Origin of the sequence: Clostridium omnivorum (assembly GCF_026012015.1) — a bacterium.
Lineage (GTDB): Bacteria > Bacillota > Clostridia > Clostridiales > Clostridiaceae > Clostridium_AX > Clostridium_AX omnivorum.
In genome coordinates this window covers 1,993,781-2,009,845 of sequence record NZ_BRXR01000001.1, presented here as the reverse complement: position 1 = coordinate 2,009,845, position 16,065 = coordinate 1,993,781, and the positions used below count along the sequence as shown (strand labels likewise).

At 34.1% G+C, this 16,065-nt stretch carries 13 protein-coding genes, 1 tRNA gene and 2 riboswitches; of the genes, 13 read left to right on the top strand and 1 reads right to left on the bottom strand.

Translation table 11 applies throughout. From position 1 onward, the window contains the following. The first annotated feature begins 36 nt into the window (after positions 1 to 36). Both lonC and bsdE14_RS09520 read left to right on the top strand, forming a co-directional pair. Positions 37 to 1,932 carry a Lon family ATP-dependent protease gene (lonC, locus tag bsdE14_RS09525; protein WP_264849699.1) on the top strand — a complete coding sequence of 632 codons (1,896 nt, stop codon included), beginning with the start codon at positions 37 to 39 and terminating at the stop codon, positions 1,930 to 1,932. 18 nt (positions 1,933 to 1,950) lie between these two features. Further along, positions 1,951 to 3,291, top strand: coding sequence for a replicative DNA helicase (locus bsdE14_RS09520; RefSeq protein ID WP_264849698.1), 1,341 nt, complete (start codon positions 1,951 to 1,953; stop codon positions 3,289 to 3,291). Positions 3,292 to 3,329: 38 nt separating this feature from the next. Here the strand turns inward: bsdE14_RS09520 and hsp18 are convergent, their stop codons facing one another. Beyond that, positions 3,330 to 3,785, bottom strand: a complete 456-nt coding sequence (gene hsp18 / locus bsdE14_RS09515; RefSeq protein WP_264849697.1) for a heat shock protein Hsp18 — start codon at positions 3,783 to 3,785, stop codon at positions 3,330 to 3,332. A 243-nt stretch (positions 3,786 to 4,028) separates the two neighbouring features. Between hsp18 and recQ the strand changes: the two genes are divergently transcribed. From recQ to glyA, 11 genes are all read left to right on the top strand, one after another. Then, the gene (gene recQ / locus bsdE14_RS09510) at positions 4,029 to 6,155 is read left to right on the top strand and encodes a DNA helicase RecQ (RefSeq protein WP_264849696.1); all 2,127 of its coding nucleotides are present in this window, start codon (positions 4,029 to 4,031) and stop codon (positions 6,153 to 6,155) included. A 217-nt stretch (positions 6,156 to 6,372) separates the two neighbouring features. Next, positions 6,373 to 6,448, top strand: a tRNA-Thr gene (locus bsdE14_RS09505). A gap of 244 nt (positions 6,449 to 6,692) precedes the next feature. Further along, positions 6,693 to 7,172 carry a GNAT family N-acetyltransferase gene (locus bsdE14_RS09500; RefSeq protein WP_264849695.1) on the top strand — a complete coding sequence of 160 codons (480 nt, stop codon included), beginning with the start codon at positions 6,693 to 6,695 and terminating at the stop codon, positions 7,170 to 7,172. A gap of 155 nt (positions 7,173 to 7,327) precedes the next feature. Next, entirely contained in the window at positions 7,328 to 7,867 is a 540-nt protein-coding gene (locus bsdE14_RS09495) for a hypothetical protein (RefSeq protein WP_264849694.1), read from the top strand. Positions 7,868 to 8,050: 183 nt separating this feature from the next. Further along, entirely contained in the window at positions 8,051 to 8,299 is a 249-nt protein-coding gene (locus tag bsdE14_RS09490; protein ID WP_264849693.1) for a phage holin family protein, read from the top strand. A 181-nt stretch (positions 8,300 to 8,480) separates the two neighbouring features. Further along, positions 8,481 to 8,580, top strand: a riboswitch (glycine riboswitch). Positions 8,581 to 8,583: 3 nt separating this feature from the next. Then, positions 8,584 to 8,657: riboswitch (glycine riboswitch) on the top strand. 132 nt (positions 8,658 to 8,789) lie between these two features. Next, positions 8,790 to 9,896 (top strand): glycine cleavage system aminomethyltransferase GcvT, encoded by a 1,107-nt coding sequence (gcvT, locus tag bsdE14_RS09485; protein ID WP_264849692.1) that lies wholly within the window; start codon positions 8,790 to 8,792, stop codon positions 9,894 to 9,896. A 19-nt stretch (positions 9,897 to 9,915) separates the two neighbouring features. Further along, positions 9,916 to 10,299, top strand: a complete 384-nt coding sequence (gene gcvH, locus bsdE14_RS09480; RefSeq protein ID WP_264849691.1) for a glycine cleavage system protein GcvH — start codon at positions 9,916 to 9,918, stop codon at positions 10,297 to 10,299. A gap of 3 nt (positions 10,300 to 10,302) precedes the next feature. Continuing rightward, complete coding sequence (gene gcvPA / locus bsdE14_RS09475) at positions 10,303 to 11,646, top strand: aminomethyl-transferring glycine dehydrogenase subunit GcvPA (RefSeq protein ID WP_264849690.1); 1,344 nt, start codon at positions 10,303 to 10,305, stop codon at positions 11,644 to 11,646. Further along, complete coding sequence (gene gcvPB, locus bsdE14_RS09470) at positions 11,643 to 13,106, top strand: aminomethyl-transferring glycine dehydrogenase subunit GcvPB (protein WP_264849689.1); 1,464 nt, start codon at positions 11,643 to 11,645, stop codon at positions 13,104 to 13,106. The genes gcvPA and gcvPB overlap by 4 nt, the downstream gene beginning before the upstream one ends. A 71-nt stretch (positions 13,107 to 13,177) precedes the next feature. Further along, positions 13,178 to 14,596, top strand: a complete 1,419-nt coding sequence (lpdA, locus tag bsdE14_RS09465; RefSeq protein WP_264849688.1) for a dihydrolipoyl dehydrogenase — start codon at positions 13,178 to 13,180, stop codon at positions 14,594 to 14,596. Positions 14,597 to 14,697: 101 nt separating this feature from the next. After that, positions 14,698 to 15,930 (top strand): serine hydroxymethyltransferase, encoded by a 1,233-nt coding sequence (gene glyA, locus bsdE14_RS09460; protein WP_264849687.1) that lies wholly within the window; start codon positions 14,698 to 14,700, stop codon positions 15,928 to 15,930. Positions 15,931 to 16,065: the final 135 nt, after the last annotated feature.

The following is a 16,065-nucleotide window of genomic DNA, read 5'->3' as shown; positions in this document are numbered from 1 at the left end:
AGTATATACTCCACAGAAACTAGAGGGGGAAAAACAGTGAAGTCACAGTTTAAAATCGATTTAGAAAATAAAGATGCACTAGATACTATACCATTGGAGTCACAAATAGATGTATTATTTGAAATTATAAATAGAGTACTTGATGAAGGGGCTGTAAAGTCAAGAATAATAAAGTACAAACTTCAGGGTTATATCCATAGTGGAGATGTATATAAGAGAATTTATGCTCTAAATAAAATAGTTAGTGATGGCAAAGGGCTTAGTGAAATTCCAACTGAAAAGAATATTCATGAGGCTATAGAAAGTACAAATAAGTATATAGTTGATGCTACAGCTAAAAGATATATACAAAATGAGCTGGAAAAGGAAGTTGAAGCCAGCTTACTTGAAAAGCAAGAAAAGTATGTAGATGAAATAAGAATGGGGATACTTAGAAAGCAAAAGGGTCCAGAAAATGCAAAGACTCTTAAAAAGTATGCTCAATTAGAGGTTTTAGATTCTAGAAAGCTTACGAAAAGTCTTATGTCTCAGTTAAGGCCTGAGTGTTTTAGTGAAATTGTTGGACAGGAAAGAGCTATTAAATCTCTATTATCAAAAATGGCTTCACCTTATCCTCAGCACATAATACTTTATGGACCTCCAGGGGTAGGAAAAACCACTGCGGCTAGGCTTGCATTAGAGGAAGCTAAAAGATTAAAGCATACTCCTTTTTTAGAAACAGCAAAGTTTGTTGAGGTTGATGGAACTACCTTGAGATGGGATCCAAGGGAGATTACTAATCCACTGCTAGGTTCTGTTCATGATCCTATATATCAAGGAAGCAAAAGAGACTTGGCTGAGGTAGGGGTTCCAGAACCAAAACCAGGATTAGTTACAGAAGCTCATGGCGGGGTACTATTTATCGATGAAATTGGAGAACTTGACGAAATACTTCAAAATAAGCTTTTAAAGGTATTAGAAGATAAAAGAGTAGAATTTACATCTTCTTATTATGACCCAGATGACGAGAATATTCCTAAATATATAAAATATTTATTTGACAATGGAGCACCAGCAGATTTTGTACTTATTGGTGCTACCACAAGAGAACCAGGAGATATAAACCCAGCACTTCGCTCAAGGTGCACAGAAGTATATTTTGAACCTCTTTCAGCAGTAGACATAGAGCAAATAGTAATAAATGCTGCTGATAAGCTCAATATTGAGCTAGAAGAAGGATTAGCTAAGGAAATAAGCAGATATACCATAGAGGGAAGAAAAGCCGTTAATATCCTTGCAGATGTATATGGATATGTACTTTATAATAATGAAGATAAGGCTGATGATAAGATAAAGCTTACTCATGAGGATTTAAACGAAGTAATAGCTATTAGCAGATTAACACCTTATGAGGATATTAAGGAAGCTAGCAGCAGAGAGATAGGACATGTATATGGACTAGGAGTTAGTGGTTATATAGGTTCTACTCTAGAGATAGAAGCAGCAGTTTTCCCTGCTAAAGAAAATGGAACTGGACAGGTTAGGTTTAATGATACTGCTGGCAGTATGGCAAAGGATTCTGTATTTAATGCTGCCTCAGTAATCAGAAAGTTAACTGATAAGGATATTAAAGACTATGATATACATGTAAATGTAATAGGTGGAGGTAAAATAGATGGACCTTCAGCTGGTGCTGCAATTACAGTATGTGTAGTAAGTGCACTTTTAGAAAAGCCTTTAAGACAAGATATCGCAATAACAGGTGAGATTTCCTTGAGGGGGAAGGTTAAGCCTGTAGGTGGAATATTTGAAAAGATTTATGGAGCCAGAAGAAAAGGTATTAAGACAGTTATTGTGCCACAGGATAACTTAAAAGAGGTTCCAAGTGGACTTACAGATATTGAAGTTAAATCTGTAGATAATATTGAACAATTAATGAAAATAGTATTTTAGGCTAAGGGAGGGATTTAAATGGAGACTCCTCTCAGAAGTTTACCTCATAATATTGAAGCAGAGCAATGCGTAATTGGTGCCATGCTTATTGATAGAACTGCCATAGCTTCAGCTGCGGAAGCTCTAAAAAGCGAGGATTTCTATAGAGATGCTCACAAGATTCTTTTTAATGTAGTATTAGAGCTTTATCAAAAGGATATTCCAGTAGACCTTGTAACATTAACAGAAGCATTGAATGCTTCTCAAAAGCTTGAGGCAGCAGGAGGACTAACTTATATTAGTGAAATTTGTACTTCTGTTATTACAACAGCTAATCTAAATTCATATATAAAGATTGTAGAAGACAAGGCTACTCTTAGAAAGCTCATTAGAGCTTCAACTGAAATAATTGAGGAGAGCTATAATAAGCAGGATAATGTGGATTCCGTAATGGATTTAGCTGAAAAAAGAATTTTTAATATTGCTGAGAAAAAGAGCAGCAGTGACTTTGAGCCTATGAATGTAGTGCTTGAAAGAGGCTTTCTTCAAATTGAGAAGATGTTTAACAATAAGGGAGACCTTACTGGTGTACCATCAGGCTTTCCAGAGCTTGATGGTAAGACCTCAGGTTTTCAAAAGGGTGATATGGTGCTTATAGCTGCCAGACCTTCTATGGGTAAGACAACTTTTGCACTTAACCTTGCCCAATATGCTGCGCTAAGAGCAAATAAGAGCATAGTAATATTTTCTCTAGAAATGTCAAAGGAGCAGCTTGCTTATAAGCTTTTATGTGCAGAGGCTAACGTAGATATGCTTAAGCTTAGAACAGGTAATCTGGACGATAGGGATTGGGAGAATATAGCTAAAGCTTCAGGACCATTAGCAGGTTCCAAGATATTTATTGATGATACTGCCGGTGTTTCTGTAATGGAAATGCGTTCTAAATGTAGAAGAATAAAAATGGAGCATGGTATAGACATGATACTTATAGACTACCTTCAGCTTATGACCGCTGGTACTGGAAGCGGAGGCGAAAGCAGGCAGCAGGAAGTTTCAGAAATATCAAGATCTATAAAGGCTTTAGCAAAAGAAATGCAGTGCCCTGTTATAGCACTTTCTCAGCTTTCTCGTGCTCCTGAGCAGAGAGCAGACCATAGACCTATGCTGTCAGACCTTAGAGAATCTGGATCTATTGAGCAGGATGCTGACTTAGTTATGTTCTTATATAGAGATGAGTACTATAATAAGGAATCAGAAGATAGAGGCGTAGCTGAGTGTATAATAGCAAAGCAGAGAAATGGTCCAACTGGAACTGTAAAGCTTGCATGGCTTGGACAGTTCAGTAAGTTTGGAAGATTGGATGTTATTCATCAAGAATAAGTACATAAGAGGTGCAGCCTTGGCTGCACCTCTTTCGTTTAATGAATATTAATTTTTTTTCTATTAACTGATTCATTATGAACTTTTGGTAGAGTAATTTTAAGGACACCATCAGTAAAGGAAGCATCAACTTTGTTTTCATCTACGTTATCCACATAAAATCTTCTTTTATATTCTCCGTAATGTCTTTCCTTTCTTACATAGTTTTCGGCTTTATCTTCTGCAGTTTCATCTCTCTTAGCATTTATGGTTAGATAATTGTTGGAATACTCAATATCAATAGCATCTTTTTTAACACCAGGAAGGTCAGCTTCAACTAAATAGTTATTATCAGTTTCTTTTAAATCAATTCTCAAATTTCCTTCAGTGGCGTTATCAAATTCAGACATAGAATTAAAAAAGTCATCATCAAAGAAGTTTGTGTATAGCTTGGTAAAATAGTCATTTCCTTTAGCTAAATTATTGTTTCTTCTGAAAGGAGCCATTTCAAACATATTAAAACCTCCTTGAGTTATTTCTCTACACATATTATTTTAAGTAATATTGTTAAATCTAAACTAGGAGTTTTTAGTTAAATTTAGATTTTTACAGTAAATATTTATATATTTTAATATTTATATATTTATTTTTAACTAAGAAAAGATTAATCCCAATAATAAAAGTAATATTTCAATTTGAATAAAAAATTTTTAATGGATATAATTATATGTGAAAAACAAGGGAAAGAGAGAAAATAAATGATAGAGAACGCAAAAGCTGTTTTAAAAAAATATTTTGGATATGATAACTTTAGAGCAGGACAGGAAAAAGTTATTGAAAGTATTTTAAATAATAGAGATACCTTAGCTATAATGCCCACAGGAGCAGGAAAGTCCATCTGCTTTCAAGTGCCAGCACTTTTATTTGAGGGTGTTACTCTTGTTATATCACCACTTATATCCTTGATGAAGGACCAGGTTGATACACTAAACGAACTTGAAGTACCAGCAACTTATATAAATAGTTCTTTAAGCAATATTGAAGTAGAAGAAAGAATTTTTAATGCAGCCCAGGGGGATTTTAAACTAATTTATGTGGCTCCAGAAAGATTAGAGTCACAAGCGTTTTGTTCTCTTGTAAAAACTTTAAATATATCACTAGTAGCAATTGATGAAGCTCATTGTGTTTCACAATGGGGGCATGATTTTAGACCAAGCTATAGACAAATAGCCTCATTCATAAAAGCACTTGACACTAGGCCAGTGGTTACAGCTTTTACAGCTACTGCAACAGAAGAAGTTAAATATGATATCATAAGATTACTTCAGCTAAATTGCCCAGCGGTATTTACCACTGGCTTTGATAGAGAAAACCTAACCTTTTCAGTAATAAGAGGAGAGAATAAAAGAGAATATATACTTCAATACCTGCAAGAAAATAAAGCTGAAACTGGTATTATATACGGTGCCACCAGAAAAGAGGTAGAATCAACCTATGAATGGCTTAAGGATAAAGGCTTTTCAGTAGGCAAGTACCATGCAGGTTTATCCGATGAGGAAAGAGTAAACAATCAAGAAGCTTTTTTATATGATGATATTAAGATTATGGTAGCTACTAATGCTTTTGGAATGGGTATTGATAAATCTAATGTAAGATATGTAATCCACTATAATATGCCTAAAAATATGGAGGCTTATTATCAAGAAGCTGGTCGTGCTGGAAGAGATGGTGAACCTAGTGAGTGTATCTTACTTTTCGGCGCGCAGGATGTACTTCTCCAAAAGTATCTTATAGAACAAAACATGATGAATGAAGAACGAAAGAGATTTGAATATAAAAGACTGCAGAATGTTGTTGACTATTGCCATACACCAAAGTGCCTTAGAAAATATATATTAGAATACTTTGGCGAAGAGAATGTTAAGGAAAACTGCGGCAACTGCAGCACCTGTAATGATGACAGAGAGCTGGTTGATATTACAATAGATGCTCAGAAGATATTCTCCTGCATACTTAGAATGAAAGAACGCTATGGAACAACACTAATAGCAGAGGTACTTAGGGGCTCTAAAAATAAGAAAATTTATGAGCTTGGGTTTGATGAATTATCTACTTATGGAATAATGAAAAATTACACAGTTCAAGAAATTAAGGATTTAATAAATGTACTTATAGCAGATGAATACTTAATAATGACTGAAGGACAGTTTCCAATGGTTAGATTGAGGCAAAAGGCAATTGATGTTTTAAAGCTAAAGGAACAAGTATTCCAAAAGGTAAGAAAGAAGAAGCAAAAAACTGTAACTCAGGATTCCCTATTTGAGGAGTTAAGGGCACTGAGAAAAGAAATTTCAGAGAGAGAAAAGGTTCCGCCTTATATTATTTTTGCAGATAGTACACTTAAGGAACTAAGTCAATATATGCCTAGCAGTTTGGAGGATATGTTGAACATTAAGGGTATAGGAGAAGCTAAGCTTGCAAAATATGGAGAAGTATTTTTAGAAGCTGTAAATAAGTATAAGGAACGCAAGAGCATTGTTATAGACACGGAAAGTGAGCAGAAGAGCAAAGTAGCTAAGGGAAAGAAGGAAGAGGCAACCCCTAGCCATATAATTTCTCTAGATTTATATAGACAAGGTAAATCCATAGAAGACATAGCAAAGGAAAGAAATGTTACTAATCTTACTATACAAAATCATATAATACAGTGCTCAGTAGAAGGACATGAGGTCGATTTAGATAGATTAATTCCTAAAGAGCATGAAAAGCTTATATTAGATAAAATTAAAGAAATTGGTGCAGCAAAATTAAAGCCTCTTAAGGAAGCACTACCTGAAGAAGTAGATTATGCGGCTATAAAAGCTGTCATTGCAAAGTATAAATAGTAATATTTTCATAAGGTTTGAGCTGTAATTAGAAGATTATTAGAATTAATGGAAAGCCTATTGAATAAATTATGTAATAGTAGTAGAATTGATGAGGTGAAGAGGATATTAGCATAAATTATTAAATAAAGCAGCATAACTAATCTTCAAGTATTTAATTATAGCAATGTATTTTGGATTTTAAATATAAATTTAATATATGCATCTATATGATTAAGCTGAAATAGCTCAGTCGGTAGAGCGACGCACTCGTAATGCGTAGGTCGAGGGTTCGATTCCCTTTTTCAGCTCCAATTTTATAGTATTAAAATAAAGCTATTTCTAGCTTTATTTTTGCTTTAATAATACTTAATTAAATTATGCTTGCTAAAATATTTAAATTGTGTATAATATTTTTGTTATATTCTTTTAAAAAGTACGATTAGGAGGTATAGGAGCTTTGTTGTAACTTTACTTGTTTTAAAAGAATAACAATTAAAAGTTTTAAAATAATAAAGTGTATTATTGTGAAATCAATAATGGGGGTTTTTAGTAAAGATGATAATACGAGAATATGAACAATCAGATTTAGACAACTGTGAAAAATTAAGGATGAAATTATTTTCTAGAGAAAACAAAGCACACAATGAGAATGGGACAGAAGTTGATTCAGAAGGTGGAAGCTCTGATTGTGAATTAGGCTGGAATATTTTTGTAGCAGAGGATAAAGGACAACTTATTGGTTTTATTGAAGTTTCTATAAAAAAGTTTGACGGAATGGTTAATGACCGTGTTGGATATATTGAAGGATGGTATATAGATTCTAACTATAGAAATAAGGGTTTAGGAAAGTTATTAATAATTGAGGCAGAAAACTGGGTGAAATATGAGGGCTGCAACAGCATGGCTTCATTTATTCCAGCTGATAATGCCACAGCTACCGAATTATTTGAGAAGTTAGGATATAAAATTGTAAATAAAAATGATATAAGTTTTTATTTCCTAAAGGAAATTAGACGTATGGATAAAGCTATTTAATTAATTGAGTGTTTTTAAAACATAGTGGGAAAACCATTATGTTTTTTTGTTATTTAATAATGTAAGAACGAATATTAATAAAAAATATATTTTATTTTATAGATATATTAGCTATAATTTTGATAAACTAGTATTAGCGAAAGGATGATTTTACAATGAAAAAAAGAAAACTAATGATAATAATCATAATAATTTTTGTTTTTACTGGCTCAGCATTTGCAGCTTATGAGTACAATGAATCACAGAAAAGAAGCAGTCAGGTTTTAAGTCAAAATAATAGTAATGATAAGGCTACTGTTCAAGCAGAAAATACTAAAGTAGAAGATACTAAAAAAGACGAAGAAGCTAAGAAAGAGCAAGAAACAAAGAAGGAGCAAGAAGTCAAGAAGGAAACTAGCAGTAATACTGAAGGTACTAAGGTGGATCAAAATAAGCAAACAACTAATAACGATGGGAAAGTAACTCAGAATAAAGCTGTTGAGATAATTGGGAATTATGTTAATTCTAAAGACAAAAAGGCTAAGGTGCAGTTTGATCATATTCAAAAAAGAGATAATGTTGACTATTATGTTATACGTGCTTATGAAGATATGAGTGATCATATAGCTACATTGGGATGGTATTATGTTGATGTTAATAATGGTAAAGCATTTGAGTGGGATTTAATAGAGGATAAGCTGATTCCATTAAAATAAAGTGTATTGTATTTGCAGAAAAATAAATTAAATTAGTAAAGGGACCGCTTTAATGATGAATTGAGGTGGTCTTTATTTATACAAAATATTAAATTTTTATTTATATAAACATAATGAAAAAGGAAACTTCTTGAAAAAGCTTACATAGATTATAGTAACAATTATTTTTTAGGAGTTGATTTTATGGATATTATGAAATTTATAATTGAACAAGCTTATATCTTGGTACCTGCGCTCTATGTTATTGGGATGATACTAAAAACAAGTTCAGTGAAGGACAAATATATTCCTCTTATACTTTTAGCATTTGGGATTGTTGGTGCAATAGCATTAATGGGGCTTAGTGTGCAATCAATAATTCAAGGTATACTTGTTACGGGTGCTGCTGTATTTACAAATCAATTAATTAAGCAAACTAAAAAGGAAGAGTGATTCATATAGCGAGTGTATTGATTGGCGATTTGTGTATGTGGGGTAGTAATTTGGAAATGTAATAGTTTATAGGTTAGATATTGAAATAATCAATAAATATTTTAAAATTTTTAATTGAATAAAAATTCTAAATAGTATATAATTTTTATGAGAATATGTAGTAAAAATGAAATATAACCAAATGACGTTAACGAGAGATATCTATTTTAGATAGCCGAAGGAGCAATAGGCCATTGCCGAATAGCCTAGAAACTTTCAGGCCCATTTATCGTTATCGGATGGAACTCTGGAAAGCCCATTATGGCACCGAAGAAGATAAAGTACATTTGTATCAAAACTTTCAGGTAAAAATACAGAGGGATATGAAGGCTTAGTGTATAGCTATGCTTTCATATCCCTCTTTTATTTTGCTATTATTTCAAGCGCTAAAAAGTAATGTTTATATTTTGCTAAACTATACTGCTAATTAGATTAGAAGGAGGAATAGAAAATGGTTGATGGTAAGAAAACAGCTCTATTTAATGCCCATAATAGATATGGGGGGCAGATTATTGAATTTGCCGGTTGGCAGCTTCCAGTTCAATATGAAGGTATCATACAAGAACATGAAGCTGTTAGAAATAACGCAGGGGTATTTGATGTATCACATATGGGAGAGGTTGATGCAAGTGGAAGGGAAGCCTTTGACTTCGTCCAGAATTTAGTTACTAATGATATAAGTGTATTAGAGGATAATCAAGTAATTTATACCTTTATGTGCTACCCAGATGGCGGAGTAGTAGATGATTTATTAGTTTACAAGTTTAACAATGAACATTTCTTCTTAGTTATAAATGCTAGTAATGTAGAAAAAGACTATGCTTGGATGCTTGAAAATAAATCAAACTACCAAGTTGAATTAATTAACAAATCAGAGGAAATTTCAGAAGTTGCATTTCAAGGACCAAAGGCTCAATTAGTACTTCAAAAACTAACGGATACAAATCTAGATCATATTAAATTCTTTTATTGCAGACAAGATGTTCTAATTGCAGGGGTAAAATGTGTTGTATCAAGAACAGGTTATACAGGAGAAGATGGATTCGAAATATATACTTCAAATGAAAATATAGAAAAAGTATGGAATAGCATACTAGAAGCAGGAAAGGAAGAAGGAATTAAGCCAGCAGGATTAGGCTGCAGAGATACTTTAAGATTTGAAGCAGCACTCCCACTATATGGCAATGAGATTTCCAAGGAAATAACCCCTCTAGAAGCTGGACTAGGCTTTTTTGTAAAGCTTAATAAGAATAATTTTATTGGCAAGGAAGCACTGTTAAAACAAAAAGAAGAAGGTCTTAAGAAAAGGCTTATAGGCTTTGAAATGAAAGATAGGGGAATTCCTAGACATGGATATGAGGTTATGGTAGATGGACAAAAGATTGGCTTTGTTACTACAGGTTATGCTTCTCCAACACTTAAGAAGAATATAGGGCTTGCTCTTATAGATTCTAAGTATACTGAACTAGGAACAGAGATACAAGTTGTTATTAGAAATAAAGCCTTAAAGGCTGAAGTAATAAGTAAAAAATTCTATACAAAAAATTATAAAAAGTAATTAGGGAGGATTAATTATTATGAAAATTTTAAAGGAATTATTGTACACCAACGATCATGAATGGGTAAAAGTTGAAGGTGAAAGAGCTTATATAGGAATTACAGATTTTGCGCAACATGCATTAGGAAGTATAGTTTTTGTTGAGCTTCCAGAAGTAGACTCAGAATTTAATTCTGGTGATAGCTTTGGAACAATAGAATCAGTAAAGGCTGCTTCCGATGCTTATATTCCACTAGACGGAAAGATTGTTGAAGTCAACGAGAACTTAGTTGATGATCCTGCACTTTTAAATGAAGATCCATATGAAAATTGGATGATTTGTATTGAGGTTTCTAATAAATCACAGCTCGAAGCACTTATGAAGGCAGAGGATTACGAAAAATATTGCGATAAGGAGGAATAATATATGTTTCCGTATATAACAAATACTCCTGAGGATGAAAGAAGTATGCTTGAAAGCATAGGACTTAATTCGGTAGAAGAATTATTTAAAGATATACCAGAAAATATTAGGCTTAATAGAAGGCTTGAATTAGATAAACCTATGTCTGAATTAGAAGTAAAAAAACAAGTAGAAGCTATTTCAAAAAAGAACCTAAATAGTGAGGACTTAATATGCTTCCTTGGAGCAGGTACTTATGATCACTATATACCTTCAATCATAAAGCATATAACTGGAAGATCAGAATTCTATACTGCTTATACACCATATCAACCAGAAATAAGCCAGGGTACATTGCAAGCTATATTTGAATACCAAACAATGATAGCTGAACTTACTAATATGGATGTATCAAATGCTTCTATGTACGACGGAGGTACTGCTTGTGCAGAGGCAGCTATGATGGCAATGGAAAGCACAAAGAGAAAGAGTATTATAGTTTCAAAAACAGTTCATCCAGAAACAAGAAACATTTTAAAGACCTATATGAAATTTCATGGTGGAGAGCTTATAGAAATAGACTTTAATGAAGGTGAAACTGATATTGAAAAACTAAAGGCTTCGTTAACCAATAATACTGCAGCGGTAATAGTTCAGAACCCAAACTTTTTTGGAATTGTTGAAAATATAGAAGAGGTTGAAAAAGCAGCGCATTCAAATAAAGCTATGTTAATCATGAGTGTAGATCCTATTTCCTTAGGTGTATTAAAAACTCCTGGAGAATATGGAGCAGACATCGTTGTAGGAGATGGACAGGCGCTTGGAAATAGCATGAATTTTGGAGGACCTCACTTAGGCTTTATGGCTTCAACTTCCAAACTTATGAGAAAGCTGCCTGGTAGAATTGTGGGAGAATCTGTAGATGTTGATGGCAAGAGAGCTTATGTACTTACGCTGCAAGCAAGAGAACAGCACATAAGAAGACAAAAGGCAACTTCAAACATATGCTCAAATCAATCAATAAATGCACTAGCAGCAGCTATATATATGTCAACTATGGGAAAGCAAGGAATAGTGGAAGTAGCAAAGCAGTGTATAAATAAATCCCATTATGCTTTTAATACGCTTATAAAATCAGGAAAGTACAAACCACTGTTTAATAAGCCTTTCTTTAAGGAATTTGCTGTTATAAATGAGGTATCACCTGAAAATATAAATTCTGAGCTTTTGAGGAATGGAATACTAGGTGGTTATTCACTTGAAAAGCACTATCCCGAGCTTCAAAATTCTCTTCTACTCTGTGTTACTGAAAAGAGGACAAAAGAAGAAATTCATAAGTTAGTTAAAGTAATGGAGGGGATAGAATGATTGAGTACAATAAATTGATATTTGAAGTGTCTAAAGAAGGAAGAAAAGGCTATTCTCTTCCAGCTTGTGATGTTCCAGAGGTAGATGTTGAAGAGGTTATTCCTAAGAACTTTACTAGACAAAACCAATTAAATTTCCCAGAGGTAAGTGAGGTAGATGTAATAAGACATTTTACTTTGCTTTCAAATAAGAATTTTGGTGTGGATACAGGCTTCTATCCTCTAGGCTCCTGCACTATGAAGTATAATCCAAAGATTAATGAGGACATGGCAGCAAATCCTCATTTTACAGAAGTTCATCCTTATCAATCAGAGGATACAGTACAGGGATGTCTTGAACTTATGTATGAACTTGGAGGAATGCTTTCAGAGATTGCAGGGATGAAGCAAGTAAGCTTACATCCAGCTGCAGGTGCTCATGGAGAACTCTCAGGACTTATGGTGATAAAAGCTTATCACGAAAGCAGAGGAGACTTTAAAAGAAAGAAAATTATAGTTCCAGACTCCGCTCATGGTACAAATCCAGCAAGTGCTTCAGTAGCAGGCTTTGAAATAGTTGAAATAAAATCGGATATAAATGGTGCTGTGGATCTAGAAAGCCTAAAGGCAGTTCTAGGGGATGATATAGCAGGTTTGATGCTAACAAACCCAAGTACACTTGGAATGTTTGAAAGCAATATTACTGAAATTGCAAGGCTTGTACATGAAGTTGGAGGATTATTATACTATGATGGCGCTAATATGAATGCCATTATGGGAGTAACCAGACCAGGAGATATGGGCTTTGATGTAGTTCATCTTAATCTTCATAAAACCTTTGCTACACCTCATGGAGGAGGAGGTCCTGGAAGTGGACCAATAGGTGTTAAGGAAAAACTTGTACCATTCTTACCTGTTCCGGTTATTGAAAAGGTAAATGGCAAGTATACGCTAAACTATGATAAACCTCAATCTATAGGAAAAGTTAAGAACTTTTATGGTAATTTTGGAGTAATGGTTAGAGCCTATACTTATATAAAAACTATGGGGGCGGAAGGTCTTAAAAAGGCTAGTGAAATGGCAGTCCTAAACGCTAATTATTTAAAGGATAGACTTAATGAAACCTACTATTTACCTATTGATAAAGTGTGCAAGCATGAATTCGTATTAGGAGGACTGGATAAGGAAAAATATGAAGTTACTACTTTAGATGTAGCAAAAAGGCTTCTTGACTATGGATATCATCCTCCAACTATATACTTCCCGCTTATTGTGGATAATGCAATAATGATAGAGCCTACTGAAACAGAGAGCCTTGAAACATTAGACGGCTTTGTTGAAACAATGAAAAAAATAGCTAAAGAAGCTAAGGAAGATCCAGAACTGCTGAAAACAGCTCCTCACAGTACCATTGTGAGAAGGATAGATGAAGTTAGAGCTGCAAGAACACCTATATTAAAGTGGACTAAGGCAGTTGAGTAAAGATTAAAAAACTTATGTGGGCACACTAGCTAGTAGAAGTAAAAGCTGGTTTGCCCAGTATGGGGGTAAGCATGGATAAGGATATAATAGTTATCGGTGGAGGCCCTGGTGGTTATGTAGCAGCTATAAGAGCCGCTCAGCTAGGGGCAAAAGTATGTGTAATTGAAAAGGATAAACTAGGAGGCACTTGTCTTAATAGAGGGTGTATACCTACAAAAGCTCTTTATAGAAATGCTGAAATATTAAATATATTAAAAAATGTTGATGAATTTGGGATAAATGTTGATAACTTTAATGTGAATGTGGATAAAATTCATAGCAGAAAACAGGGAATAATAGATCAGCTTGTAGGTGGAGTAGAGCAGCTTCTAAAAGCAAACAATGTTGAAGTAGTTTATGGAAATGCTGAATTTAAGGACAAAAATACAATACAAATATTATTTAAAGATGGCATTAAAAGAGATATTACAGCTGCAAATATTATTATTGCAACAGGATCTAAGCCATCAATTCCTCCCATTGAAGGTGCAAATGAAGGTGGAATTTATACTAGTGAAGATATTTTAAACTTTCAAGGAATACCAAAAACCCTTGCTGTAATTGGCGGAGGAGTAGTTGGTATGGAGCTAGCTTGCATTTTCAATGCAATGGGAACAAGGGTAACAGTGCTAGAATTTATGCCAAATATATTAGGTCAAGTGGATAGTGATATTACAAAAAGGCTTGTAGTATCCCTGAAGAAGAAAGGTATTGCAGTAAATACTTCTACAAAAGTAACTAAAATAGAAAAAATCAGCGATAAATATGTAATTTATGCTGAGGGGAAAAAGGGAGAGTTTAAAGTAGAGGCTGACAAGGTACTTATATCAGCAGGTAGAATGCCAGCAGCTCTCGGTTTAAATCTTGAAGGTATAGGTGTTGAATTTGATAAAAAGGGAATTAAAACAAATAGCAGCTTTGAAACAAATGTTAAGGGAATATATGCTATAGGGGATGTAAATGGAAAAGTAATGCTGGCACATGCTGCATCTCATCAGGGCATATTTACAGCTGAAAAAATAATGGAAAGGGCTGCTAATAGTGAAAATCAAGTAGTTCCTAGCTGTATTTTTGTGTTTCCCGAAATTGCTTGTGTTGGAATTACAGAGGATGAAGCAAAGCAAAAGGGTATTCCTTATAGAACTTGTAAATTTATGTTTGGAGCCAATGGTAAAGCACTTGCCCTTGGAGAGGGAGAGGGTTTTATTAAGGTTATAGCAACAAAGACTTCATTAGAAAACCCTACAGAGGAAAGAATACTAGGAGTTCATATAATGGGACCCCATGCATCAGACCTTATTCATGAAGGTACTTTAGCTATACAAAACAACTTGAGTATAGAAGGTATTAAAAATACAATTCATGCACATCCTACACTTTCAGAGGCATTTTCAGAGGCAGTTATGGGCATTGCAGGAGAAGCAATCCACATGGCTCCTATAAAATTATAGGTTATTTCAAAAAGTATATAAAAGTTTTCCAAACTTATAGTGGTAGCTTTCAGCTGAGTGCATGGAAGGTAAAATGATTTTTAAATGGGAGGGTTATTTTTATGAACAAGGATAATTTAATGGAGATGGATCCAGAAATATATGAAGTCATAAAAAAAGAGATGGAGAGACAAGAGAGCAAAATAGAGCTAATAGCTTCGGAAAACTTCACCAGTGCTAATGTTATGGCTGCTATGGGTTCACCACTAACAAATAAATATGCAGAAGGATACCCAGGCAAGAGATACTATGGCGGCTGCGAATGTGTAGATATAGCTGAGAATATTGCTAGAGATAGAATGTGTGAGTTATTCGGAGCAGAACATGCTAATGTTCAGCCACATTCAGGTTCTCAAGCAAATATGGGAGTATATATGGCAGTGCTGGAGCCAGGGGATAAAATCTTAGGTATGAATCTCTCCCATGGAGGACATTTAACTCATGGAAGTCCAGTTAATTTTTCAGGAAAGCTATATAATTTTGTTTCCTACGGTGTTAACGAAAGCGGCTATATAGATTATGAAGAACTAAGAAAAATTGCTTTAGCAGAAAAGCCTAAGATGATAGTTGCTGGTGCTAGTGCATATCCAAGAGTAATTGACTTTGCAAAAATAAAAGAGATATGTGATGAAGTTAATGCATATATGATGGTTGATATGGCACATATAGCTGGGCCAATAGCAGCAGGACTTCATCCAAGTCCAGTACCTTATGCTGACTTTGTTACTACAACTACCCATAAAACCTTGAGAGGACCTAGAGGCGGAGCTATTCTCTGCAAGGAAGAGTATGCTAAGGCTGTTGATAAGGCTATATTCCCTGGAATTCAGGGGGGACCACTAATGCATACCATTGCAGCTAAAGCAGTATGCTTTAAAGAAGCTATGACTGATGAATTTAAGGATTACCAAAGAAGAATACTAGACAATGCTAAAGTTTTAGCAGAAGCTTTAATGGATAGAGGCTTTAAGCTTGTTTCCGGTGGCACGGATAATCATCTGCTATTGGTAGACCTTAGAAATAAAGAGATAACAGGTAAAGAGGCAGAGAAGCTGTTAGATGAGGCTGGTATTACAGTAAACAAAAATACAGTACCTTTTGAAACCCAAAGTCCATTTATAACAAGTGGAATTAGAATTGGTACAGCAGCTGTAACTACTAGAGGCTTTGGAAGAGAAGAAATTAAGGAAGTAGCTGACATAATAGACTTTATAATCAGCAATAAAACAGGCGATTTAACTTATGCTAAAGAAAAAGTTAAGAAGCTGTGTGATAAGTTCCCACTTTATAAATAGAGTATAAACACGCAAAGAGTAATACCAACATAGTTTGGTATTACTTTTTTATTAGCATGGAAGTCTCCGTATACAGATAGAACTTTTGTGCTATGATAGTTATATCAATATATAAGGGTTAAAGGAAATAGAGCA

Coding starts and splice junctions, on each gene's coding strand:
- bsdE14_RS09520 (WP_264849698.1), top strand. CDS start 1,951: ATGGAGACTCCTCTCAGAAGTTTACCTCATAATATTGAAGCAGAGCAA.
- hsp18 (WP_264849697.1), bottom strand. CDS start 3,785: ATGTTTGAAATGGCTCCTTTCAGAAGAAACAATAATTTAGCTAAAGGA.
- recQ (WP_264849696.1), top strand. CDS start 4,029: ATGATAGAGAACGCAAAAGCTGTTTTAAAAAAATATTTTGGATATGAT.
- bsdE14_RS09500 (WP_264849695.1), top strand. CDS start 6,693: ATGATAATACGAGAATATGAACAATCAGATTTAGACAACTGTGAAAAA.
- bsdE14_RS09495 (WP_264849694.1), top strand. CDS start 7,328: ATGAAAAAAAGAAAACTAATGATAATAATCATAATAATTTTTGTTTTT.
- bsdE14_RS09490 (WP_264849693.1), top strand. CDS start 8,051: ATGGATATTATGAAATTTATAATTGAACAAGCTTATATCTTGGTACCT.
- gcvT (WP_264849692.1), top strand. CDS start 8,790: ATGGTTGATGGTAAGAAAACAGCTCTATTTAATGCCCATAATAGATAT.
- gcvH (WP_264849691.1), top strand. CDS start 9,916: ATGAAAATTTTAAAGGAATTATTGTACACCAACGATCATGAATGGGTA.
- gcvPA (WP_264849690.1), top strand. CDS start 10,303: ATGTTTCCGTATATAACAAATACTCCTGAGGATGAAAGAAGTATGCTT.
- gcvPB (WP_264849689.1), top strand. CDS start 11,643: ATGATTGAGTACAATAAATTGATATTTGAAGTGTCTAAAGAAGGAAGA.
- lpdA (WP_264849688.1), top strand. CDS start 13,178: ATGGATAAGGATATAATAGTTATCGGTGGAGGCCCTGGTGGTTATGTA.
- glyA (WP_264849687.1), top strand. CDS start 14,698: ATGAACAAGGATAATTTAATGGAGATGGATCCAGAAATATATGAAGTC.